A 22417-nucleotide genomic window follows, 5' to 3' on the forward strand; every position below is an offset into this window, starting at 1 on the left:
GAGGGGGACACAACAAGGAACTCAAAAAGACTATGCAGACTATCACCGACGCCTGGTTCGTCCAGGGCATGATTAAAGCTACCTCAGATGCGTGGCTGAAAGGCTGGGACGAGCGTAACGGCGGTAACCTGACGCTGCGCCTCGACGAAAGCGACATCGCGCCATTTAAAGCAGAATTCCATCCACAACCGCGCTACATCGCGCTGAGCCAGCCGATGCCGCTGCTGGCCAATACGCCGTTCATCGTCACCGGCTCAGGGAAATTCTTTCGCAACGTACAGCTGTGCCCGGCGGGTAACCTCGGCATTGTACAGGTCGACAGCGACGGCGCGGGGTATCACATCCTGTGGGGGCTTATCAACGAAGCGGTACCGACTTCGGAACTGCCCGCACATTTCCTCTCTCACTGTGAGCGTATTATCGCCACTGGCGGTAAAGATCGCGTGATCATGCACTGTCATGCGACCAACCTGATAGCCCTGACCTACGTGCTGGAAAACAGCAGCGCCCTCTTCACCCGCAAACTGTGGGAAGGCAGCACCGAGTGCCTGGTGGTCTTCCCGGACGGCGTTGGCATTCTGCCGTGGATGGTGCCGGGCACCGATGAAATCGGCCAGGCTACCGCTCAGGAGATGCAAAAACACCCACTGGTGCTGTGGCCGTTCCACGGCGTTTTCGGCAGCGGTCCAACGCTTGACGAGGCGTTCGGTCTTATCGACACCGCAGAAAAATCCGCCGAAGTGCTGGTGAAAATCTATTCGATGGGCGGCATGAAGCAGACCATCACCCGCGAGCAGTTGATTGCGCTGGGTAAACGCTTTGGCGTGACCCCACTGGCCAGCGCCCTGGAACTTTACGCATAGCCCATACGCGCCTGCTGCTGCCGGAAGCATCACAGTAAACCTTAAGGAGAATTGTCATGAGTTTTATGTTGGCGTTACCCAAAATCAGCCTGCACGGCGCAGGCGCGATTGGCGATATGGTTAACCTGGTGGCGGGCAAGCAGTGGGGCAAAGCGCTGATTGTTACCGACGGACAGCTGGTCAAACTGGGGCTGCTCGACAGCCTGTTTGCCGCGCTGGACGCGCACCAGATGTCATATCATCTGTTCGATGACGTCTTTCCAAATCCAACGGAAGCGCTGGTACAAAAAGGATATGAGGCCTATAAGGACGCGCAGTGCGATTACATTATTGCCTTTGGCGGCGGCAGCCCAATCGATACCGCCAAAGCGATTAAAATCCTGACGGCCAACCCGGGCCCTTCCACGGCGTATTCCGGCGTCGGCAAAGTCATCCATCCTGGCGTTCACCTGGTGGCGATTAACACCACGGCAGGCACCGCCGCCGAGATGACCAGCAACGCGGTGATCATCGACAGCGAGCGCCAGGTCAAAGAGGTCATCATCGATTCCAATATCATTCCGGATATCGCCGTTGACGATGCAAGCGTCATGCTGGAAATCCCGGCCTCCGTCACCGCCGCCACCGGAATGGATGCGTTAACCCACGCTATCGAAGCCTATGTTTCCGTTGGTGCTCACCCGCTGACCGACGCCAATGCGCTGGAAGCGATACGCCTGATTAACCTGTGGCTGCCGAAAGCCGTCGATGATGGTCACAACCTCGAAGCGCGCGAGCAGATGGCATTTGGCCAGTATCTGGCAGGAATGGCGTTCAATAGCGCCGGTCTTGGCCTGGTTCATGCGCTGGCGCACCAGCCGGGAGCGACCCATAACCTGCCGCATGGCGTGTGTAACGCTATTCTGCTGCCGGTTATCGAGAACTTTAACCGCCCTAACGCCGTGGCGCGCTTTGCCCGCGTGGCGCAGGCGATGGGCGTGGACACGCGGGGCATGAGCGACGAAGCGGCCAGCATGACGGCGATAGAAGCCATTCGTCAGCTGAGCACCCGCGTGGGGATCCCATCCGGATTCAGCAAGCTTGGCGTGACTAAAGCAGATATCGAAGGCTGGCTGGATAAAGCCCTCGCCGACCCATGCGCACCGTGCAACCCGCGTACCGCCAGCCGCGACGAAGTGCGCGAGCTGTACCTGGAGGCGCTATGATCCGCAAAGCCTTCGTGATGCAGGTGAACCCCGACGCGCACGAGGAGTACGAACGGCGGCATAACCCCATCTGGCCGGAGCTTGAGGCCACGCTTAAGGCGCACGGAGCACACCACTACGCCATCTGGCTCGATCCCGTGCGGCACCTACTGTTTGCCAGCGTTGAGATTGAGTCAGAAGAGCGCTGGAACGCTGTTGCCAGCACCGAGGTGTGCAAACGTTGGTGGAAACACATGCGCGAAGTGATGCCCGCTAATCCGGACAACAGCCCGCTGAGCGCCGAGCTGAAGCCGGTGTTTTATCTGACGTGATAGTCCTTTCCCCTCTCTTAACGGAGAGGGGAGTCAGTTCTGTTCTGCCACCAGAATGGCCAACGTATCTGGCTCCAGCGCCTTAAACACGTGCTCCTGGTCAGCGGGATAGCAGATGTAATCCCCTTCTCCTAACTCTTCCGGCGCGCTGGTCAGCCCGACCATCGCCCGTCCCTGAGTCACAATAATATGCTCAACCGATCCCGGTGGATGCGGGTGAGAAATACGGTCGGCACCGGGCTGCGTCATCAGCAGATAAAGATCGCGGCGGGCCCCCGGCGGGCAGGCGGCAAGCAGGATCGCCTGATAGTTGGCCTGTTCGGCCACCACTTTTGTCCCTTCACCGCGGCGGATCACCTGAGTGGTTGGCAGCTGCGGCTCCAGCAATCGCGCAAAAGGAATATCCAGCGCTACGCATAACGACCAGAGCGTTTCCAGGCTAGGATTACCATTCCCGGATTCGAGCTGTGAGAGCGTGGATTTTGCAATCCCGGCACGGCGAGCGATTTCCGCCAGTGAAAGTCCGGTACGCATGCGCTCTCGCACCAGACTTTTGGCGATCACGCTAATTGGCTGCGTCATAAACGGCCTCTGTTTTATAAATCGAACGAATCGTTCATCTTGATAAACGACACTGATGCGTTCATTATAATGGATACTCGTTCGATATGGCTAAAATTGTATGAAACATCACTTCTCCAGCCTCAAAGGCGACACGATAAAAGCGATATTTTTGGTTTGCCTGGCGGTCGGCGTTGTCGGCCTGTCCTATGGCTCGCTGGCCATCGCCTATGGTTTTCCGTTGTGGGTACCGTTTGTGCTCTCGATCTTCGTCCTGGCGGGGGCATCTGAGTTCATGTTTATTGGCATTATCGCCAGCGGCGGTAATCCGCTGGCCGCTGCTGCCGCAGGTTTGCTGGTGAACGCGCGCCATGTACCGTTCGGTGTGACGGTACGCGATCTGGTCGGTAAACGTGCCGCCAGCTTTCTCGGCTGCCATATCATGAACGACGAAAGCGTGGTTTTCGGCCTGTCGCAAAAAACCCCGGAACAGCGCAAAGCCGCCTACTGGCTTTGCGGGCTGGGGGTTGCTATCTGCTGGCCTGTGGGGGCGCTGATTGGCGCAGCTGTGGGTAAGTTGCTGCCATCGCCGGAAACCATCGGTCTGGACGCTGTGTTCCCCGCCATCCTGCTCGCGCTGGTGATCCCGGCGTTTAAAAACCGGACGACGCTGATTCGTGCCGTGACCGGAGCAGTGATTTCACTGGCTTCCGTACCTTTCACTCCGGCAGGTGTACCGGTTCTGCTGTCGCTGCTCGGCATTTTTGCGAGGAAAAAATAATGGGTGATACGATCTGGATTATCGTCGGCATCGCAATACTATCGGCGGGAACCTACCTGATGCGGTTTGGCGGGGCGAAGCTGGGTAACCGTCTGGCGCTTTCCGAGCGTTCGCAGTCGATGCTCAACGACGGAGCGACGACCTTACTGTTTGCCGTAGCGCTGGCAACCACCTTTTTTGAAGGCAGTCATTTTGCCGGCATGGCGCGCGTGGCTGGCGTGGCCGTTGCGGTATTCCTCGCCTGGAAAAAAGTGCCATTAATTATTGTCATCGCCGCCGCGGCGGTGGTGACGGCGCTACTGCGGCTGGCAGGACTGCCATAAACGAAAAAAGCGCCCGGAGGCGCTCTTTCGACAAAAACTAAGTCATTATTTGTTCAGTTCAGCGGTCATGTGTACACGGTTACCGTTGAAAGCCTGGGTAATGGTGTAGGAAGAAGCACCGGCCTGCTCTGCCTGAGCGGCGATTTTGGCTTCTGCGCCATCAAGGGTAGAAGCAGTTGCCGTGACGGTCTGAGCAGCGAAAGAACCGAAAGAAGTAGCAAGAGCGATAACTGCGACAAAAGTTTTGATGCTTTTCATGATGTATACCTTTCAATTAGTTTGTTTAGATAAGGCGCCGTGCCTTGATGAGATAAATAATAGCCCCGGCACCCGCTAACTGAAAGCGGAAGGAATTGCTATAGTCTTTCAAAAATACTGATCAATAGTTAAGCGGTAATCAGACGCTGTGGATGCGTGTAAATCGTGGCCCGGCCCGGTTTGCAAAACCCCACCAGCGTCAGGTTGCAACGCTCCGCCACTTCTACCGCCAGAGTCGTCGCCGCAGAGACCGCAAACAGGATCTCAACCCCGCACATGGCCGACTTCTGTACCATCTCATAGCTCGCACGGCTGGAAACCAGCGCCGCACCCTGCTGCCAGCGGGTGTCTTCCGCTGCACGACGACCGAGCAGTTTATCCAGCGCCACGTGGCGCCCGACGTCTTCATGCCCACCCGCCAGCTCACCGCCCGGCATCACCCAGGCCGCCGCGTGAGTGCAGCCGGTCAAACGACCGATTGGTTGCACATCGTTAAGGTGCTCAAGCGCCATATCGAGGTGGTTAAGCGAAAAAGTTTGCGTGAAAGGCAGAGGGGTTATCGGTTTTCCAACATCGTTAAGTTGTTCCACCCCGCACACGCCGCAGCCGGTTCGTCCCGCCAGGGCACGGCGGCGGGCTTTGAGCCCCATAAAACGACGGCTGGAAAGCTCGATCTGCACTTCCAGGCCATTGCAGGCCTGCACCACATCCATCCCAAAGATCTCGCGGCGATTTTCTATAATCCCTTCGGATAAGGAAAAACCGACAGCAAAGTGCTCAAGGTCCTTGGGCGTCGCCATCATCACGACATGGGATATGCCGTTATAGACTAACGCTACCGGAACCTCTTCAGCTAACTCGTCAGGCTGAGGATGTTGCAAATCTTGCCTTTTCCACAGGTCGATTTGGCGCATTCCTGTGATCGACGTCACGCTTTTGATCTGTTTTGGATAGATGTTGTTCACTTTGTATTAACCGTATTGGAACAGGCATACCGACAATGTGGTATTCTGATACAAATCCCTCCACGGAAGAGGGAAATTACCCCAATTCTGAACCTTTGCGGGGCCAACCGCAAAGTAAATAACTACTCGTGACAATGTCGAAAAAGAAACAAGGAGCGAACCATGCAGGTCAGCAGAAGGCAGTTCTTTAAGATCTGCGCTGGCGGTATGGCAGGCACCACGGTAGCGGCGCTGGGTTTCACCCCAAGCGTAGCGCTGGCGGAAACGCGGCAATATAAACTGCTGCGCACCCGTGAAACCCGTAACACCTGTACATACTGTTCCGTTGGCTGTGGGCTGTTGATGTATAGCCTCGGTGACGGTGCAAAAAACGCCAAAGCATCCATCTTCCATATCGAAGGAGATCCGGACCATCCGGTGAGTCGTGGTGCGCTCTGCCCTAAAGGGGCCGGTCTGGTGGACTTCGTCCACTCCGAGAGCCGCCTGAAGTACCCAGAGTATCGTGCGCCAGGTTCAGACAAGTGGCAGCAGATCAGCTGGGATGAGGCATTCGACCGCATCGCGAAGCTGATGAAAGCCGACCGTGATGCTAACTTCGTGGCCCAGAACGCCGAAGGCACGACGGTTAACCGCTGGCTCTCCACCGGGATGCTCTGCGCCTCGGCCTCCAGCAACGAGACCGGTTATTTAACCCAGAAATTCACTCGCGCGCTCGGTATGCTCGCGGTCGACAACCAGGCGCGTGTCTGACACGGACCAACGGTAGCAAGTCTTGCTCCAACTTTTGGTCGCGGTGCGATGACCAACCACTGGGTCGATATGAAGAACGCCAACCTGATCGTGGTGATGGGCGGTAACGCCGCTGAAGCACATCCGGTAGGGTTCCGCTGGGCGATGGAAGCGAAGATCCACAACGGCGCTAAGCTGATTGTTATCGATCCGCGCTTTACTCGTACCGCATCGGTCGCTGATTTCTATACCCCAATTCGTTCCGGTACCGACATTACGTTCCTGTCGGGCGTTATTCTGTACCTGCTGACTAACGAAAAAATTAACCGCAAATACACCGAAGCCTATACCAACGCCAGCCTGATCGTGCGTGAGGATTATACCTTCGATGATGGCCTGTTCTCGGGCTATGACGCGGATAAGCGTAAGTACGACAAAACCAGCTGGAACTACGAGCTGGATGAAAATGGTCACGCGAAACGCGACACCACCCTTACCCATCCGCGCTGCGTCTGGAACCTGCTGAAAACGCACGTATCCCGCTATACGCCGGACGTCGTCGAAAACATCTGTGGTACGCCGAAAGCCGACTTCCTGAAAGTCTGTGAGTACATCGCTGAAACCAGCGCGCCGGATAAAACCGCATCGTTCCTCTATGCACTCGGCTGGACTCAGCACTCCATTGGCGCGCAGAACATCCGCACCATGGCGATGATTCAGCTGCTGCTTGGTAACATGGGGATGGCTGGCGGCGGCGTCAACGCCCTGCGTGGACACTCCAATATCCAGGGTCTGACCGACTTAGGCCTGCTGTCACAAAGCCTGCCGGGCTACATGACGCTGCCAAGCGAAAAACAGACCGACCTGCAGACTTACCTGACAGCCAACACGCCGAAACCGCTGCTGGATGGCCAGGTGAACTACTGGGGCAACTACCCGAAATTCTTCATCTCCATGATGAAGGCGTTCTATGGTGATAAGGCGACAGCAGAAAACAGCTGGGGCTTTGACTGGTTGCCGAAGTGGGACAAAGGTTACGACGTCCTGCAGTATTTCGACATGATGTATAAAGGCCAGGTCAATGGTTACCTTTGCCAGGGCTTTAACCCGGTTGCCTCGTTCCCGAACAAGAACAAGGTCGTCGCGGCACTGTCGAAGCTGAAATTCCTCGTCACTATCGATCCGCTGAACACCGAAACATCGACGTTCTGGCAGAACCATGGTGAGTCGAATGACGTTGACCCATCCAAAATTCAGACCGAAGTGTTCCGTCTGCCGTCCACCTGCTTTGCCGAAGAAAACGGTTCAATCGTTAACTCCGGCCGCTGGCTGCAGTGGCACTGGAAAGGCGCGGACGCCCCGGGGATCGCCAAAACCGATGGCGAAATCCTGGCGGGTATCTTCATGCGTATGCGCAAGATGTATGCCACCGAAGGCGGCCCGGTACCGGAGCAGGTACTGAACATGAGCTGGAACTACTCAACGCCTGACGAACCGGCGTCTGAGGAAGTGGCCATGGAGAGCAACGGTAAAGCGCTGGCAGATATTGTCGATCCGGCCACCGGCGCGGTTATCGTCAAGAAAGGCCAGCAGCTCAGTTCGTTTGCCCAACTGCGTGACGATGGCACCACCTCCAGCGGTTGCTGGATCTTCGCCGGTAGCTGGACGCCGAATGGCAACCAGATGGCCAACCGCGATAACGCCGATCCATCCGGTCTTGGCAATACGCTGGGCTGGGCGTGGGCGTGGCCGCTCAACCGCCGTATTCTGTATAACCGTGCTTCCGCTGACCCGCAGGGTAACCCGTGGGATCCGAAACGCCAGCTTCTGAAATGGGACGGCGCAAAATGGGGCGGCGTGGACATTCCGGACTACAGCACGGCAGCGCCGGGCTCGGATGTTGGCCCGTTCATCATGCAGCCGGAAGGGATGGGACGTCTGTTCGCTATTGATAAGATGGCCGAAGGACCGTTCCCGGAACACTACGAGCCGTTTGAAACGCCGCTGGGTACCAACCCGCTGCACCCGAAAGTGGTCTCGAACCCAGCCGCACGTATCTTCAAAGACGACTTTGAAGCTCTGGGCAAAGCCGATAAGTTCCCGTACGTCGGTACTACTTATCGTCTGACCGAGCACTTCCACTACTGGACCAAGCATGCGTTGCTCAACGCTATCGCACAGCCGGAGCAGTTTGTGGAAATCGGTGAGAAACTGGCGGGCAAACTCGGTATCAGTCATGGCGATACGGTGAGAGTCTCCTCTAACCGTGGCTACATCAAAGCCAAGGCGGTGGTGACCAAACGTATTCGCACGCTGAAAGTGGATGGTAAAGATATCGATACTATCGGTATTCCTATCCACTGGGGTTATGAGGGTGTGGCGAAGAAAGGCTTTATTGCCAACACGCTGACGCCGTTCGTCGGTGATGCGAATACGCAGACGCCGGAGTTCAAAGCCTTCCTCGTGAACGTGGAAAAGGTGTAACGGAGACGACTTATGGCTTATCAATCGCAAGACATTATTCGTCGTTCCGCGACTAACGGTTTCACTCCCGCGCCACAGGCGCGGGATCACCAGCAGGAAGTGGCGAAACTCATCGACGTGACCACCTGTATCGGCTGTAAAGCCTGCCAGGTGGCCTGTTCTGAGTGGAACGACATCCGCGACAGCGTGGGCAACAACGTTGGGGTTTACGATAACCCTGCCGATTTGACCGCCAAATCGTGGACGGTAATGCGTTTCTCGGAAGTGGAACAAAACGACAAGCTGGAGTGGCTTATCCGTAAGGATGGCTGCATGCACTGTGCCGATCCGGGCTGCCTGAAGGCGTGTCCGTCGGAAGGGGCTATCATTCAGTATGCCAACGGCATCGTCGACTTCCAGTCTGAGCAGTGCATCGGCTGCGGCTACTGCATCGCCGGCTGTCCGTTTGACGTACCGCGCCTGAACCCGGAAGACAACCGCGTCTACAAATGTACGCTGTGCGTTGACCGTGTAACGGTGGGCCAGGAACCGGCATGCGTGAAAACCTGTCCGACCGGCGCTATCCACTTTGGCTCCAAAGAGGATATGAAAATTCTGGCGGGCGAGCGCGTGAGCGAACTGAAAACCCGTGGTTACGAAAACGCAGGTCTGTACGATCCGGCAGGAGTTGGTGGTACGCACGTGATGTATGTGCTTCACCACGCCGACAAGCCGAATCTGTACCACGGCCTGCCGGAGAACCCGGAAATCAGCCAGACCGTGAAATTCTGGAAGGGTGTCTGGAAACCGCTGGCCGCGATCGGCTTTGCGGCAACCTTCGCCGCGAGCATCTTCCACTACGTCGGTGTCGGTCCGAACCGTGCGGATGAGGAAGAAGACAACCTGCATGAGAAAGATGACGAGGTGCGCAAATGAAAAAACGTGACACCATCGTGCGCTACACGGCGCCAGAGCGTATCAACCACTGGGTCACCGCCTTCTGCTTCATTCTGGCGGCGGTGAGCGGACTGGGCTTTTTCTTCCCGTCCTTCAACTGGCTGATGCATATTCTGGGTACGCCGCAGCTCGCGCGTATTCTGCACCCGTTCGTCGGGGTGGTGATGTTCGCCTCGTTCATCATCATGTTTTTCCGTTACTGGCACCACAACCTAATCAATCGGGATGATATCTTTTGGGCGAAGAATATTCGTAAGATTGTCGTCAACGAGGAAGTGGGTGACACCGGGCGCTATAACTTCGGCCAGAAATGCGTTTTCTGGGCGGCGATTATTTTCCTGGTGCTGTTGCTGGTGAGCGGTGTGATTATCTGGCGTCCATACTTTGCGCCTGCTTTCTCCATTCCGGTGATCCGGTTCGCGTTGATGCTGCATTCATTTGCCGCAGTAGCGCTCATTGTGGTTATTATGGTGCATATTTACGCCGCGCTGTGGGTAAAAGGCACGATTACCGCGATGGTGGAAGGCTGGGTCACCAGTTCGTGGGCGAAGAAACATCACCCGCGCTGGTACCGCGAAGTTCGTAAGACAACGGAAAAATCGACTGAATGAGTATTCGCATAATCCCGCAAGATGAGCTGGGTTCGAGCGAGAAACGCACGGCGGAAGCAATTCCGCCGCTGCTGTTCCCCAGACTGAAAAACCTCTACAACCGCCGGGCTGAACGCCTGCGCGAGCTGGCAGAGCACAATCCATTGGGCGATTATCTGCGCTTTGCCGCGCTTATCGCCCATGCCCAGGAAGTGGTGCTGTACGATCATCCACTCAAGATGGATCTGACCGCACGCATCAAAGAAGCCGCCGCCCAGGGCAAACCGCCGCTGGATATCCACGTGCTGCCGCGCGACAAGCACTGGCACACGCTGTTGCAATCGATGATTGCTGAGCTGAAACCGGAGATGAGCGGGCCGGCGCTGGCGGTGATTGAAAACCTGGAGAAGGCTTCTGAGCAGGAGCTGGAGCAGATGGCGAGCGCGCTGTTTGCCTCAGATTTTGCTTCTGTGAGCAGCGACAAAGCCCCGTTTATCTGGGCAGCCCTGTCGCTGTACTGGGCGCAAATGGCGAGCCTTATCCCAGGCAAAGCCCGCGCCGAATACGGCGAAGCGCGCCAGTACTGCCCGGTATGCGGCTCTATGCCCGTATCAAGCGTTGTGCAGATTGGTACCACTCAGGGGCTGCGCTACCTGCACTGCAACCTGTGTGAAACGGAATGGCACGTGGTGCGCGTGAAGTGCAGCAACTGCGAACAGAGCCGGGATCTGCATTACTGGTCGCTGGACAACGAGCAGGCGGCTATCAAAGCAGAAAGCTGTGGCGACTGCGGCACTTACCTGAAGATTCTGTATCAGGAAAAAGACCCGAATGTAGAAGCCGTCGCGGACGACCTCGCCTCACTGGTGCTGGACGCTAAAATGGAGCAGGAAGGGTTCGCCCGTAGCTCTATCAACCCGTTCCTGTTCCCGGGTGAAGGAGAGTAACTTCAACGGCTGTAATTACCGGGCAACGCTTCGCTTGCCCGGTTTACAACTGATAGGGCGAAATAACCCCAGCGATGCCCGCAAAATCTTTAGTATTACGTGAGATAAGTTGGCAATTTTTACTTTGTGCGGTGGCCAGGATAATGGCATCCGGAAGCTTCATCCCGTGTTTTACACGAAGCAAAACGCTACGTTCTGCAATCTCGCGTGAAACATCGATAATCTCAAAAGCGCTCATTACTGCCGCCGTTTTTGCTTCCTGACCGTGCTTGCGAGCGCCAACGAGCACTTCCATCCAGGTGATGAGACTTATTGCCCGATGTGTCGCAGTACTCTCTATGGCGTCCGCTGCCTCCATACGATTGTTGAAAAGATCGATGAGAATATTGGTATCAAATACTGCCATATGCTCCATGATCACCATTCCTCACGAAGTTTACGCTCGTATTCAAGCCCATCCTCTTCCTGATCCCCCCATAAACCTAGCGCTTCCCGGATCACCGAAGCGCCTTGTTTATCGAGATATTGCTCAATGGCCTCACGCAATAACTCAGCGCGCGGCTGATTTCGCAGCTGTTTAAGGTTATCCAACCGTTGGATTGCATCGTCCGACAAATCTATCAGAATCCTGCCCATATCAAGGTCTGCCACCAGACTAATATATCACTCCAGTATATCACCACTGATTAATTTTCAGGCAAATTACGCCTTCTTAATAAGCGGATAAAGCGGAATTTGAAGGCAGCTTTCGCTTCTGCGATCGACAATCCAGAAACCCAAAAGGCCGTACTACTCCTCTTCGTTACCGCCTTCTTCATAAGCCCCAAAAGGCTTCGCGGGGAGTACGATGTAGGTGCCTTCAAAAACGGCGCCGGAGGTTTTATCGCCAAACAGCTCAACCTGAAGCTGCACGCGGGCTTTGCGTCCACGCGCCAGGCGATCGAGATCGCCGCTCAGCGAGCCAAGATCGGCGATAGCGGTCGGGCGGCCGCTGATGGGTTTACTGTAGCGGATATGCGCGTCGGCAAGAATGATGGTGCCGCCGAGATGGCGTTCACGCAGCATCAGCCAGATAAGCCCCCAGCCGGTCAGCGTAGCCAGCGAAAACAGGCTACCGGCAAACAACGTTTGGTGCGGGTTCTGATTACCGACTTCCGGCATGGTGGTGATAAATTTCTGCCCGGTGTACTGCTGAATGCGCACACCCATTTTTTCACTGAGCGGAATATGCTGGTACCACGCCTGTTGCAGCTGGGCACACCAGTCACCGCGATGCAAAATATCATCAAGCGTCGCGACCGGTTTGATCATTAAAAAGTGGCGCACCGGCGTAGTTTGTGGGGTGGTAATTTCCCCCTGATTCACAAACCCCAGTTTGGCAAAGAATTCGACCGTGTCTTCCCTCGCGCTGCAGGTGACGCGTTTAACCCCCTCCTGACGAGCAACGGACTCCAGGGTCATCGCCATCAGCGTACCAAGACCTTTGTCCTGTACGGAGGGGTGGACTGCCATAAAACGAATTGAGGCTTCATTATCAGCGTTAATGTACAGGCGACCGATGGCGACCAGTTTGCCCTCTTCATCGACCACCATCTGATGATGCGCCAGCGCATCCCAACCGTCGCGCTCTGAACCTTTCGGCTGATGCAGCGGTTTGCGCAGCATTTCCCAGCGAAACTGGTAATAGTTCTCTAACTCTTCTTTTGTTTGCGGTACACGAAGGTGATACATAGCTGTACTCTCTTTGGTTACCGACCAGCCCGGAAGTTGGCTCATATCTGCAGCCAGAACGTAACAGGGCCATCGTTGACCAGCGAAACCTGCATATCCGCAGCGAATCGTCCGGTGTGGGTATTCATTTCCTGCTGACGACAGCGCTCGACAAAATAGTCATACAGCGCTTCTGCTTTTTCTGGCGCCGCGCCCTTTGAGAACCCCGGGCGCATTCCGCGATCGGTGTCTGCCGCCAGGGTGAACTGCGAAACCACCAGCACGCTTCCCCCCGCCTGCTGGACGTTCAGATTCATTTTGCCGTCGGCATCGCTAAAAATTCGATAGCCCAGTACCCGCTCACACAGGCGATTGGCTTTTTGCTCGTCGTCATCTCTTTCGACACCTAATAACACCAAAAGTCCTGGACCGATTTCGCCCGTCACCTCATCCTCCACGGTGACGCTGGCACGGGTTACGCGTTGAATTAATGCAATCATGGTTGTTCTTCAGACTCTGTTTTAAGTTTTCGGTATTCCCCGAGAGTGACAGTAATTTCTGCCCCAAGCAAGACGATACACCAGGTCCAGTAAACCCAGACAAACAAAATGGGAACTACCGCAAGGACACCATAAATCAGCTGATACGATGGGAACATGGTGATGTAGAGCGCAAAACCTTTCTTGCCGAGCTCAAACAGCACTGCACCAACAAATGCCCCGACCACGGCATCGCGGTTGGGGACTCGCGTGGTGGGTACAATGCTATAAAGCAGCCAGAACGACATCCACGAGAGCAGCAACGGAAAGAGGCGTAACCCGTTATCAATCACCCCGTTAAGCTCGCTAGCCCAGCGCAGCGACAGCAAATAAGAGCTGATGGCAAGGCTGGCACCGGCCAGCAGCGGCCCAAGCGTGAGGATCATCCAGTAAACGGCAAACGAATACACCCTTGGGCGAATGCGGGTGCTACGCCAGATGGTATTGAGCGCGCTATCGATGGAGTACATCAAAAGCAGCGAGGTGACGACCAACCCGCAGGCGCCAACGGCGGTCATTTTGCTGGAGTTGGCGACAAACTGCTCGATATAGCGCTGAATAACATCGCCGGTAGCTGGAATAAAATTTGCGAAGATAAAGTGCCGCAGCTGCACGCTAACGTCAGAGAACATCGGAAATGCCGCGAACAATGCAAACACCACGGCTACCAGCGGCACCAGGGACAGCAGCGACACGTAGGCCAGATTCCCGGCAAGCGTCGTCATATGATCGTCATCAATGCGTCGCCAGAGCAGCTTAAGCCATGCGACCAGCGGCCCTAAACGATGACTGACATGATGACGAACGGTTTTTATCATAGCTGCTTCGCAAAATAGTGGGGAATGGTCTCCTTACCGGTGACCAGGATACTGGTGATCCCCAACTGGTTAGCGCCTTCTATATTATCGGCGTTATCGTCGAAGAAGACCGTATCGCTGGCAGAAAAGCCTTCTGTCTCGAGCACTTTCTGATAGATACGCGCCTCAGGCTTACGCATACCCATCTCCTGTGAGAGATAAATATGATCGGCAGCCCCCCGCACTTCCGGGTATTCATCCGGCCAGAAGGTCGTATGAAGCCGGTTGGTGTTTGACAGCACCACGACCCGGTGTCCCTGCGAACGTAGCTTGTGCATGATGTCGATAACTTCAGGGCGCAGCCCCACAAAAATGGCCTGCCAGCCATGAGAGAACTGCTCGTAGCTTAGCGAGAGATCCATCTCATGGCACAGCGCTTCGGCGAAGGCTTCATCGCTAATTTCACCGCGCTCATGCTGGTGAAAAGCGTCGCCCATAATGAATTTCTGCTTAAGCGTAGCCAGAGGAACACGGCTGAAGTCGCTCCATGCTCCCATGACACGGTTGAAATCGATGTCGACAATCACATTACCTAAATCAAAGATATAGAGCATTTTTGTCTCCTTTCGCGCCGTGGAAAACTAACTTTAGCGGGAAAGCAGGACTTTGACTATGCATCCGCACACGGCTTTTTCATCCGATTTCAGCGTTATCTTTTGCGGCAGTAGAGTGAAGGGACGTTTGAGGTCGCAAAAATCCATGCTCCCCGATATTCATCCATCACCACGCTGAGTCCTCTGCCCGTCTGGCGATAGAAACCAGGCAAGGTGTCGTCGATATCCTCTTCATCTGCCGAATCAGCGAAGGTTTTGACCACCTGCATCGTACGCAGCACGCGGGCATCCCGCTGTTGGGTATAGCTGAAGTAGATGTTTCTGCTGACATCGGTGGTATTTCGCCCGTAGAGTTTACCGGTGAGTGTCGCCAGCCCCTCCTGGTTATACATACGAAAAGAGAGCGTACCTGCAAATCGATTACTGCCAATATTCCATTCGACATTCCCGATGCAGTTCACCGGCGTATCGGCATAGCGTGAATACCATAACCAGATACCGGAACCGATAGCGATGATAAGCCCAACGGAGAGCAGAATAATGTTGCGATTTTTTTTCATTTTCTGCGCGTCCAGTAATAATGCGTAGTACAAAATGCAGAAGCATCAGCCCGCGCATCTTTATCACAGACAAATGCCACTACCCGCTCCGCTTTGCTGTAACCAGAGAGATACACTCGTTGATTATTACCACAGAGTTCCGGATGCGCTTGCATCAGTTGAAAATAGCTGTCCAGGTCATGTTCATTCGGTGAGTAATAGATTTTGCAGTGAGTACTCGACGGTGTCTGCATTGAAACCGGTAGAAACTGGCTAAATGGCATAACAAGTCGTGTCTGATACCACACCAGCCAAATAACAACCGTGACTATACTTAACCCCGTCAGGCACACCGTAAGCCACAGTGGAACCCGGCTCTGTCGTTGCAGCAAAGGAGGTATTATTGCCGTTAATTCGCGCTCTTCGATAACGGGTGATTCATGAACATCCCCCTGGGAAGGTGTCACCACATCCACGCGGGTGTTTTCAATTAAAGTGAGTCCACGCCGGGAAATCGTTTTTACCGTATCGCGGGCTAGCCCCACATCTTCCAGTGCATTACGTAATGTTAAAATCGCCTGGTAAAAAGTATTAGGCGTCGTCACATCATTTCTCTCACCCCAACCCACTTTCATCAACGCGTTCTGGGAAACAACTTCATTCGGATGCGTTATTAAATAGAGTAAACAAAGAGAGGCAGGAAGCTGCAGTTGAATAGACCGCCCGGTCAACCGATTGACCAGACTCTTGCTATCCGGATTAAATTCGACCAACTGATTGATAAGGTACAATTGCCCGGCCCTCTGTTACAAAAACGTTTCGCGGGATGCACAGTGCGCACCCTTTAATTTTACATGCAAATCGATAAGACGCCCCTTCTTTGTACATGATCATAGATAAGAATCTCAAGGCTTGAGATCAAAACACTTTCATTACAATGAGATATCAGACAAATATCTTAGGTGAGAATTTTCTAAAACTTAATAATAAGAATTCATTACAGTTTCACCAGAGTTATGTTTATATTTTATCGCAACACCAGAGATGTGCCAGAAGAAGCTGAGAGATGTTATTAAGAAGCATTATTTATTACGTCAATCGTTTAGCAAATAGTGCTATTTTAAGATTTTTCCTAATACAGGTAAATGTGTATAAAAATCCTGGTTAGTTGGTTATTAATCTGAATTAAGTTATCGCAGCGCCAGGTTACATCACGGCTTCTGAAGGTTATATTTAATCACTTACCAGGAATTTATTACACGAGTGATTATTCGCCCTTATTAATAACTATCGCCTACTGGATGGGCTGGATTGACACACTTATTTACCAATGAAATATTGAAAGAGAAAAATCGGCAGGAGTCGTTTTGGATGATGAGAAAGACACCACAGATTGTCCGTTGTATTAGCTGTGAATTATCCTGTCAATTATTTCCTGACAGCGCAGTGCGGGTACAATATTGCAATAATGCAGCATTTGCCATCTGGCCGGAGGGTAATGCATATCTGAAAAAAGGCGTTGTCGAAAAACTACTACTTGATAATCAAAATCATTTATCGAGAGGGTTTATATTCGTTGATTTTTCATTCCCAAATCTACGGATTTTTTCCGATCCGCAATGGGTCGACAGGCTGGCAAACAGTGGTATGCATATTGTCCTGATTTCAGACCGAAGCCTGACACCTTTGGCGAATTATTGGCTTTCCAAAAGCAATAAGATTCAGGGGATTATCTATTCCGATGATGATGATTTTGTGCAACAACAGAAGATCCGCCGTTTGTTTACAGGGCGACTTGCTAACACCAAACGTGGACGCTCACTTAACTATACAGAGTTTATATTACTAAAACGTTTCATGTCAGGAATAAGTATTCAACAAATTATAAAAACTGACAACATTGATATTAAGAAAATTTATGTACACAAGCTTCGGCTTGAAAATAAGTTAGGCCATAGTATTCATAAGATTATCTCGAATATTTTATAGCGAACTTTTCCTTTTTATTATTTCCACATCATTGCGATGTGGTGGACGCTCTACGCCTGAATGCAGGAGGCAATAATGCCAAACCCCAAACATTACTCACCAATCGCCATAGCGGTTTCTGCCGCATTAGCCTCTATGGTATTTTCCACCCATGCGGCCTGGGTTGACGTTGATAGCCTTCCTCTGAGCGGGCTGGTCAGCGAGCTACCGCCCGAACTGCAGGCCATTATCCCGGCACAGGCGAATGCGAACTTCGCAAAAACCAGCGCCATGCCAAATTACGTTTATCAGTGGAATGCGGGGACTATCCCGGTTTATGGTAATGGGTTAACGCTCAATGGCCCGGGCATAGAAGCATTCGAGCACACCATTACCGTTATTCAGAACAGCTCAACGGGCAGCCCTGGCGTTATTTTTGGCGACGACCTGACCATTAGGACACAGTCGAAGAATGCTGCCAACAATGGTAAAGATGTCGACGGTATTCGTACTCACGGTGCTAACACTCCGGATAACCCGGTGTTTATTATTACCGGTGACCGCACCAGCATCTACGTTGATGGTCAGGATGGTGACGGTATCAACGCCGGGTACAACTCGCTGAGCCAGGGCTGGACAGGGTCTGCAAGCATTTATGTTGGCGACGACCTGTACATCAAAACCACGGGCAGCCAGGGGCGCGGTATCACTGCCAACGCCATGAGAGATGCTTCACTCGCCAAAAATACAATTATTGTCGGCAATCGTGCGCATATTGTAACCACCGGCGACAGTTCGGAAGGGTTACGTACCGGGCAAAGCGGTTCGTTGATCCGTCTGGGCGATGACGCCACCATTGAGACCTCCGGTACATCTTCAACCGGGATTTATGCCGCATCATCTTCCAGAACCGAGCTTGGCAACAACGCGACCATTACGGTAAACGGTGCCAGCGCACACGCGGTATATGCCACCGGTGCCACCGTTAATCTGGGTGATAACGCCACCATTAATGTGAACAGTGCCAGTAAGGCGGCGTCCTACAGCAAAGCCCCGCGCGGCTTATATGCGCTCTCTCGCGGCGCCATTAATCTGGCTGGCGGCGCAGCGATCACCATGGCGGGCGATAACAGTAGCGAAAGCTATGCCATCAGCACAGAAACGGGCGGTATTGTTGACGGATCTGCCGGCGGCCGCTTCCTCATCAACGGTGACATTCACGCTGCCGGTGCCACCGCGGCTACCAGCACGCTGCCGCAGAAGAATAGTACGATTAAGCTCAATATGACGGACAACTCCCTGTGGAGCGGGGCATCGTACATCACCAGCGCCACAGCGGGCACAGGCGTTATCTCTGTGCAAATGAGCGATGCCACCTGGAATATGACCAGCAGCTCAACGCTCACCGACCTGACGCTAAACAGTGGCGCGACCGTAAACTTCAGCCATGTGGATGGTGAGCCATGGCAGACGCTGACCATCAATGAAGATTACATCGGCAATGGCGGTAAACTGGTCTTTAATACCGTGCTGAACGACGATGACTCAGAAACCGACATGCTGAAGGTCCTCGGCAACACCTCGGGTAACTCGTTTGTCGCGGTGAATAATATTGGCGGTACCGGGGCGCAAACCGTTGAAGGGATTGAAATTATCAACGTAGCCGGCAATTCTGATGGTACCTTTGCAAAAGCAAGCCGTATTGTCGCCGGAGCCTATGACTATAACGTGGTTCAGAAAGGTAAAAACTGGTATCTGACAAGCTATATTGAGCCGGAAGAACCGGTCGATCCGGTGGACCCTGATCCCGTCGATCCCGACCCGGTAGACCCCGATCCTGTTGACCCGGTCATTCCTGACCCTGTGATTCCGGATCCCGTGATCCCAGATCCAGAAGAACCTGTCGCACCACCGGCAGCAGAACATCAGTTCCGCCCGGAAGCTGGCAGCTATCTTGCCAACAACTATGCGGCAAACACGCTGTTCATGACTCGTCTGCATGACCGTTTGGGTGAAACGCAGTACACCGACATGCTGACTGGCGAGAAAAAGGTCACCAGCCTGTGGATGCGTAACGTCGGTGCGCATACCCGCTTCAAGGACGGCAGCGGACAGCTGAAAACCCAAAGCAACAGCTACGTGTTGCAGCTGGGTGGCGATCTGGCGCAGTGGAGTAGTGACGGCCTGGACCGCTGGCATATTGGTGCAATGGCAGGTTATGCCAACAGCCAGAACCGCACGCAGTCATCCGTAACCGGTTACCATTCCCGCGGTCAGGTCACAGGTTATAGCATCGGTCTTTACGGTACCTGGTATGCCAACGATATCGACCAGTCAGGGGCCTATGTGGATACCTGGGCGCTGTACAACTGGTTTGATAACAAGGTAATGGGTCAGGATCAGGCGACTGAAAAATACAAATCCAAAGGGATCACGGCCTCGGTCGAAGCCGGTTACAGCTTCAAGCTGGGCGAGAGCGAACGTAATAGCTACTGGCTGCAACCTAAAGCGCAGGTGGTGTGGATGGACGTGCAGGCCGACGACCACCGCGAAGCAAACGGTACCCGCGTGAAGGATGATAGTGACGGTAATCTGATGACCCGCCTGGGCGTTAAAGCCTACATCAATGGCCATAACGCCATCGATGACGGCAAATCCCGTGAGTTCCAGCCGTTCGTGGAAGCAAACTGGATCCACAACACACAAACTGCTCGTGTGAAGATGGACGATGTCAGCAACGACATGCGTGGTACGAAGAACATCGGCGAGCTGAAGGTGGGTGTTGAAGGGCAAATCACCCCGCGTCTGAACGTATGGAGCAACGTCGCGCAGCAGGTCGGCGACAAAGGCTACAGCGATACTCGCGGTATGCTGGGTGTGAAATACAGTTTCTAATTGAAGCAACAACAAAGCCGCTGATATTCAGCGGCTTTTTTTCTTTTTCCGCACTCAGGCTTCTGCGGCCTGGAGTGCTTTCTTCGTCTGGCTGATGCGCTTCACGAGCAGCACCGAAACGACGGAACCGCAGAATGCAAAGCAGGCCATAATGCCAAAGACAATTTTGTAGCCAACCAGCCCAGGGTTCAGATCCAGAATATAGCCGTACAGGCTAAAACAGAACATCGCCGGGGCGTAACCGATAAAGCTCCCCAGCGCCATTGCCGCACCGGTGTGGTTCTCCGCGATTCTGGCTTCACCAATTGGCGCAAAGAAGACCGCGCGCTGGGTAAACACGATAGCACCAAAGCCTAAGGTACAGGCCATGCCGAGGTATACCGGCATACTTTCATGCGGCAACATGATGAGTACCAGCAGCGCGACAAAGCTAATCATGAAGGTGTAGCTCAGATAACGGCTGGGCGATTTCAGGATTTTGTCGGAAATCATTCCACCGATTGGTCCACCAATCATCTTCAGGCAGTACTGGTTGATGATGCCGTAAGCCCCGACCAGCGCCACCGGCAGAAGGTAGATGTTCTTCAGGAACGGAATGAAGAACGTCAGCCCGCAGTAGACCGCATACACAAAGAAGACGTTGAAAGCGATAAGCCAGATGGTCTTATCTTTCAGTACCGAAGTCATGCTGGTATTTTTCGGTGCGTCCTGTGACTCATTCACCGCCTTCGCCGGAGCTTCCTCTTTATCATTAAGCACAAAGAAGATGATTATCCCCACCAGAATAACGATGGCCGAATAGAACCAGATCCCCGCTTTGAAGCCCAGCAGGCCACTTCCGAACCAGGTAAAGACCGCCAGCGCGGTAAATGCCACAATGGTGTCAACAATCCCGCGACCGGTTTCGAAGAAGCCAAACAGGCGCCCCTGCTGCTCACTGTTACCCAGACGGCTGACGGATTTAAGCAATACCGGCCAGTTCAGCATATCGCAGGTGACACCAAACAGCGCCCAGACGAACAGGATGCCCCAGTAGCCCGGCATCGTTGACAGATAAATACCCAGCAAACCTGTCGCAATTAAGGAGACAGACATCGTGTATTTACGTGGCAGTTTGTCAGCAAAGTAAATCGACAGGAAAAAACCAATTGTGGTAACAAACGAGTTCACCGACATCGCATTACCTATCTGCCCGTTGCTCAGATGAAAATACTCCTGCATCGGTATATAGAATGCGTCTTTCAGAGAGGGCAGTTTATATATAGTACCGCCACAAAGCGTTAATAAACTAAAAAGCGCCCATTTCTTTTTTGTGAGCATAGAATCCCCTAATGGCATAAATGCCACTGTCTTAAATTAGGTAATAGAACCCCGTCCATTCTTAATGAATGGATTTATTAAAATATGAGAATGTTTATTATTAGTGATTTAAAATGTGCGTTGCCTCTGCTTTTATTTGCTGAAGAACCTCTCTGACGAAGCGAATTTGTTGAATGGCATCCTGTTTTTCTTTCACTAAGCGCTCTTCCAGGTGAGTCGCTTCTGGTAACGGGGTTTCGCTCATCTGCCGCCACGGGATCCACGGGTTATCGCCTTCATTTTCAAAGCGGAACGCCGGGGCGAAGTAATCCACCTCTTCTTCAAGCCCGTAGGCCATGACCTGCGGCTGTGCTTCTCCGAGGCAGATAAGTTCCGTCAGCAGCGCCTTAAACGGCATATCACCCTCTCCGGAGATACAGGCCTTATGCCCCAGGCCGCCGTCTTCTGGCACAATCAGCGCATCTTTGATGTGTACCTGGGTCACGCAGGGCGACATTGTCGCAAGCGCCTGCAGCGGGTGTTCATTGGCGTTAATCATATTCGCAAAGTCGAACAACAGCGAAAGCTCCGGCATCCCGCTTTGCTCAATCAGCGCCACCAGCTCATGGCTCTTCAGGTCTTCGTGCTGCTCGAGGGTAAACGTCAGCCCACTGTGCTGATATTGCGCTTTGATATAGCCAATATCCTGGGCGATTTTTGCCATGACTTCCTGCACATGCCCTTCATAGCGCGGGTAGAACCGAACCGATGTCGCGCCGGTTTTCAGCGCGATGCGCACTGCGGTATCGATAGTGTCTTTGTCGGAAGCGCTGGTTTCAATATGCACATCCAGCGCGAGACGACGGGCCTTATCACCAAACGCCGCCAGCTCAGTATCCTGCATATTTTCCAGCGAATAGCGCTCACCATCCAGAACATGGACTTTTACCCCACGCAGATGGTTCTCATGAGCGATATCCAGTAAATCACCGGGTAATATACGTTCCAGACGCATATTCAGATGATAAGCATAGGCGTGAAGATACAGCGGGATATTATCTACACGAGAAAGTATTTTCCCTGCATTTTCTTTGGTGACCATA

At 53.4% G+C, this 22417-nt stretch carries 24 protein-coding genes; 11 read left to right on the forward strand and 13 right to left on the reverse strand.

Going from position 1 to position 22417, the window contains the following annotated elements; genetic code table 11:
• The first annotated feature begins 32 nt into the window (after positions 1–32).
• From rhaD to rhaM, 3 genes are read left to right on the forward strand one after another with little or no spacing between them, the layout of a single operon-like run.
• Positions 33–863 carry a rhamnulose-1-phosphate aldolase gene (gene rhaD, locus GYRE_RS04480; RefSeq protein WP_038253412.1) on the forward strand — a complete coding sequence of 277 codons (831 nt, stop codon included), beginning with the start codon at positions 33–35 and terminating at the stop codon, positions 861–863.
• Between the two features lie 56 nt (positions 864–919).
• Positions 920–2068 (forward strand): lactaldehyde reductase, encoded by a 1149-nt coding sequence (fucO, locus tag GYRE_RS04485; RefSeq protein ID WP_038253415.1) that lies wholly within the window; start codon positions 920–922, stop codon positions 2066–2068.
• Complete coding sequence (rhaM, locus tag GYRE_RS04490) at positions 2065–2379, forward strand: L-rhamnose mutarotase (RefSeq protein WP_038253417.1); 315 nt, start codon at positions 2065–2067, stop codon at positions 2377–2379. The genes fucO and rhaM overlap by 4 nt, the downstream gene beginning before the upstream one ends.
• Positions 2380–2412: 33 nt before the next feature.
• Here rhaM and GYRE_RS04495 read toward each other — a convergent pair whose 3' ends face one another.
• Positions 2413–2961: a helix-turn-helix domain-containing protein gene (locus tag GYRE_RS04495; protein WP_006817979.1), complete on the reverse strand. Its 549-nt coding sequence runs from the start codon at positions 2959–2961 to the stop codon at positions 2413–2415.
• Positions 2962–3061: 100 nt separating this feature from the next.
• Here GYRE_RS04495 and GYRE_RS04500 point away from each other — a divergent pair, with 100 nt between their 5' ends.
• Together GYRE_RS04500 and GYRE_RS04505 are read left to right on the forward strand one after the other, a co-directional pair.
• Positions 3062–3721: an AzlC family ABC transporter permease gene (locus GYRE_RS04500; protein WP_038253419.1), complete on the forward strand. Its 660-nt coding sequence runs from the start codon at positions 3062–3064 to the stop codon at positions 3719–3721.
• Positions 3721–4044: an AzlD domain-containing protein gene (locus GYRE_RS04505; protein ID WP_006817981.1), complete on the forward strand. Its 324-nt coding sequence runs from the start codon at positions 3721–3723 to the stop codon at positions 4042–4044. Before GYRE_RS04500 ends, GYRE_RS04505 begins: the two co-directional genes overlap by 1 nt.
• Before the next feature lie 45 nt (positions 4045–4089).
• On the opposite strand, the gene GYRE_RS04510 is transcribed toward GYRE_RS04505, so the two are convergent.
• Complete coding sequence (locus GYRE_RS04510) at positions 4090–4302, reverse strand: YdgH/BhsA/McbA family protein (protein WP_006817982.1); 213 nt, start codon at positions 4300–4302, stop codon at positions 4090–4092.
• A gap of 128 nt (positions 4303–4430) precedes the next feature.
• Positions 4431–5216 carry a formate dehydrogenase accessory sulfurtransferase FdhD gene (gene fdhD, locus GYRE_RS04515; protein WP_006817983.1) on the reverse strand — a complete coding sequence of 262 codons (786 nt, stop codon included), beginning with the start codon at positions 5214–5216 and terminating at the stop codon, positions 4431–4433.
• A 213-nt stretch (positions 5217–5429) separates the two neighbouring features.
• Between fdhD and fdnG the strand changes: the two genes are divergently transcribed.
• Genes fdnG through fdhE form a run of 4 tightly spaced genes read left to right on the forward strand, consistent with a single transcriptional unit; the run spans position 5430 to position 10953 of the window.
• Entirely contained in the window at positions 5430–8480 is a 3051-nt protein-coding gene (gene fdnG, locus GYRE_RS04525; RefSeq protein ID WP_112471533.1) for a formate dehydrogenase-N subunit alpha, read from the forward strand.
• Between the two features lie 12 nt (positions 8481–8492).
• The gene (fdxH, locus tag GYRE_RS04530) at positions 8493–9395 is read left to right on the forward strand and encodes a formate dehydrogenase subunit beta (RefSeq protein ID WP_006817986.1); all 903 of its coding nucleotides are present in this window, start codon (positions 8493–8495) and stop codon (positions 9393–9395) included.
• Positions 9392–10027: a formate dehydrogenase cytochrome b556 subunit gene (gene fdoI / locus GYRE_RS04535; RefSeq protein ID WP_006817987.1), complete on the forward strand. Its 636-nt coding sequence runs from the start codon at positions 9392–9394 to the stop codon at positions 10025–10027. Before fdxH ends, fdoI begins: the two co-directional genes overlap by 4 nt.
• Positions 10024–10953 (forward strand): formate dehydrogenase accessory protein FdhE, encoded by a 930-nt coding sequence (gene fdhE, locus GYRE_RS04540; RefSeq protein ID WP_006817988.1) that lies wholly within the window; start codon positions 10024–10026, stop codon positions 10951–10953. The genes fdoI and fdhE overlap by 4 nt, the downstream gene beginning before the upstream one ends.
• Positions 10954–10996: 43 nt before the next feature.
• Here the strand turns inward: fdhE and GYRE_RS04545 are convergent, their stop codons facing one another.
• The 8 genes from GYRE_RS04545 to GYRE_RS23530 all read right to left on the reverse strand — a co-directional run bounded on the left by GYRE_RS04545 (position 10997) and on the right by GYRE_RS23530 (position 15943).
• The gene (locus GYRE_RS04545) at positions 10997–11368 is read right to left on the reverse strand and encodes a type II toxin-antitoxin system VapC family toxin (protein ID WP_081874630.1); all 372 of its coding nucleotides are present in this window, start codon (positions 11366–11368) and stop codon (positions 10997–10999) included.
• A gap of 2 nt (positions 11369–11370) precedes the next feature.
• Positions 11371–11589 carry a ribbon-helix-helix domain-containing protein gene (locus tag GYRE_RS04550; protein ID WP_373896520.1) on the reverse strand — a complete coding sequence of 73 codons (219 nt, stop codon included), beginning with the start codon at positions 11587–11589 and terminating at the stop codon, positions 11371–11373.
• Between the two features lie 153 nt (positions 11590–11742).
• On the reverse strand, positions 11743–12684 hold the full coding sequence (fabY, locus tag GYRE_RS04555) for a fatty acid biosynthesis protein FabY (RefSeq protein WP_038253426.1): 942 nt from the start codon (positions 12682–12684) through the stop codon (positions 11743–11745).
• Between the two features lie 41 nt (positions 12685–12725).
• Complete coding sequence (gene dtd / locus GYRE_RS04560; RefSeq protein ID WP_006817993.1) at positions 12726–13163, reverse strand: D-aminoacyl-tRNA deacylase; 438 nt, start codon at positions 13161–13163, stop codon at positions 12726–12728.
• On the reverse strand, positions 13160–14020 hold the full coding sequence (locus tag GYRE_RS04565) for a virulence factor BrkB family protein (protein WP_006817994.1): 861 nt from the start codon (positions 14018–14020) through the stop codon (positions 13160–13162). The genes dtd and GYRE_RS04565 overlap by 4 nt, the downstream gene beginning before the upstream one ends.
• A complete protein-coding gene (gene yihX, locus GYRE_RS04570; RefSeq protein ID WP_006817995.1) occupies positions 14017–14613 on the reverse strand; it encodes a glucose-1-phosphatase in 597 nt (198 codons plus the stop codon). Before yihX ends, GYRE_RS04565 begins: the two co-directional genes overlap by 4 nt.
• 95 nt (positions 14614–14708) lie before the next feature.
• A complete protein-coding gene (locus tag GYRE_RS04575) occupies positions 14709–15173 on the reverse strand; it encodes a hypothetical protein (RefSeq protein WP_038253430.1) in 465 nt (154 codons plus the stop codon).
• Entirely contained in the window at positions 15170–15943 is a 774-nt protein-coding gene (locus tag GYRE_RS23530; protein ID WP_072009044.1) for a winged helix-turn-helix domain-containing protein, read from the reverse strand. The genes GYRE_RS04575 and GYRE_RS23530 overlap by 4 nt, the downstream gene beginning before the upstream one ends.
• A 580-nt stretch (positions 15944–16523) precedes the next feature.
• On the opposite strand from GYRE_RS23530, the gene GYRE_RS04580 reads away from it, so the two are divergent.
• Entirely contained in the window at positions 16524–17141 is a 618-nt protein-coding gene (locus GYRE_RS04580; RefSeq protein WP_038253432.1) for a transcriptional regulator, read from the forward strand.
• Between the two features lie 75 nt (positions 17142–17216).
• On the forward strand, positions 17217–20015 hold the full coding sequence (gene misL, locus GYRE_RS04585) for an intestinal colonization autotransporter adhesin MisL (protein ID WP_038253435.1): 2799 nt from the start codon (positions 17217–17219) through the stop codon (positions 20013–20015).
• Between the two features lie 54 nt (positions 20016–20069).
• On the opposite strand, the gene GYRE_RS04590 is transcribed toward misL, so the two are convergent.
• Both GYRE_RS04590 and GYRE_RS04595 read right to left on the reverse strand, forming a co-directional pair.
• Positions 20070–21335, reverse strand: a complete 1266-nt coding sequence (locus GYRE_RS04590; protein WP_006818001.1) for an MFS transporter — start codon at positions 21333–21335, stop codon at positions 20070–20072.
• A 100-nt stretch (positions 21336–21435) separates the two neighbouring features.
• The gene (locus tag GYRE_RS04595; protein WP_038253438.1) at positions 21436–22416 is read right to left on the reverse strand and encodes a sugar phosphate isomerase/epimerase family protein; all 981 of its coding nucleotides are present in this window, start codon (positions 22414–22416) and stop codon (positions 21436–21438) included.
• Position 22417: the final 1 nt, after the last annotated feature.

Source organism: Yokenella regensburgei ATCC 49455 (assembly GCF_000735455.1).
Lineage (GTDB): Bacteria > Pseudomonadota > Gammaproteobacteria > Enterobacterales > Enterobacteriaceae > Yokenella > Yokenella regensburgei.

Bases quoted from the DNA above. Each gene is read 5' to 3' on its own strand.
- rhaD (WP_038253412.1), top strand. From the start codon at position 33: ATGCAGACTATCACCGACGCCTGGTTCGTCCAGGGCATGATTAAAGCT.
- fucO (WP_038253415.1), top strand. From the start codon at position 920: ATGAGTTTTATGTTGGCGTTACCCAAAATCAGCCTGCACGGCGCAGGC.
- rhaM (WP_038253417.1), top strand. From the start codon at position 2,065: ATGATCCGCAAAGCCTTCGTGATGCAGGTGAACCCCGACGCGCACGAG.
- GYRE_RS04495 (WP_006817979.1), bottom strand. From the start codon at position 2,961: ATGACGCAGCCAATTAGCGTGATCGCCAAAAGTCTGGTGCGAGAGCGC.
- GYRE_RS04500 (WP_038253419.1), top strand. From the start codon at position 3,062: ATGAAACATCACTTCTCCAGCCTCAAAGGCGACACGATAAAAGCGATA.
- GYRE_RS04505 (WP_006817981.1), top strand. From the start codon at position 3,721: ATGGGTGATACGATCTGGATTATCGTCGGCATCGCAATACTATCGGCG.
- GYRE_RS04510 (WP_006817982.1), bottom strand. From the start codon at position 4,302: ATGAAAAGCATCAAAACTTTTGTCGCAGTTATCGCTCTTGCTACTTCT.
- fdhD (WP_006817983.1), bottom strand. From the start codon at position 5,216: ATGCGCCAAATCGACCTGTGGAAAAGGCAAGATTTGCAACATCCTCAG.
- fdxH (WP_006817986.1), top strand. From the start codon at position 8,493: ATGGCTTATCAATCGCAAGACATTATTCGTCGTTCCGCGACTAACGGT.
- fdoI (WP_006817987.1), top strand. From the start codon at position 9,392: ATGAAAAAACGTGACACCATCGTGCGCTACACGGCGCCAGAGCGTATC.
- fdhE (WP_006817988.1), top strand. From the start codon at position 10,024: ATGAGTATTCGCATAATCCCGCAAGATGAGCTGGGTTCGAGCGAGAAA.
- GYRE_RS04545 (WP_081874630.1), bottom strand. From the start codon at position 11,368: ATGGAGCATATGGCAGTATTTGATACCAATATTCTCATCGATCTTTTC.
- GYRE_RS04550 (WP_373896520.1), bottom strand. From the start codon at position 11,589: ATGGGCAGGATTCTGATAGATTTGTCGGACGATGCAATCCAACGGTTG.
- fabY (WP_038253426.1), bottom strand. From the start codon at position 12,684: ATGTATCACCTTCGTGTACCGCAAACAAAAGAAGAGTTAGAGAACTAT.
- dtd (WP_006817993.1), bottom strand. From the start codon at position 13,163: ATGATTGCATTAATTCAACGCGTAACCCGTGCCAGCGTCACCGTGGAG.
- GYRE_RS04565 (WP_006817994.1), bottom strand. From the start codon at position 14,020: ATGATAAAAACCGTTCGTCATCATGTCAGTCATCGTTTAGGGCCGCTG.
- yihX (WP_006817995.1), bottom strand. From the start codon at position 14,613: ATGCTCTATATCTTTGATTTAGGTAATGTGATTGTCGACATCGATTTC.
- GYRE_RS04575 (WP_038253430.1), bottom strand. From the start codon at position 15,173: ATGAAAAAAAATCGCAACATTATTCTGCTCTCCGTTGGGCTTATCATC.
- GYRE_RS04580 (WP_038253432.1), top strand. From the start codon at position 16,524: ATGATGAGAAAGACACCACAGATTGTCCGTTGTATTAGCTGTGAATTA.
- misL (WP_038253435.1), top strand. From the start codon at position 17,217: ATGCCAAACCCCAAACATTACTCACCAATCGCCATAGCGGTTTCTGCC.
- GYRE_RS04590 (WP_006818001.1), bottom strand. From the start codon at position 21,335: ATGCTCACAAAAAAGAAATGGGCGCTTTTTAGTTTATTAACGCTTTGT.
- GYRE_RS04595 (WP_038253438.1), bottom strand. From the start codon at position 22,416: ATGGTCACCAAAGAAAATGCAGGGAAAATACTTTCTCGTGTAGATAAT.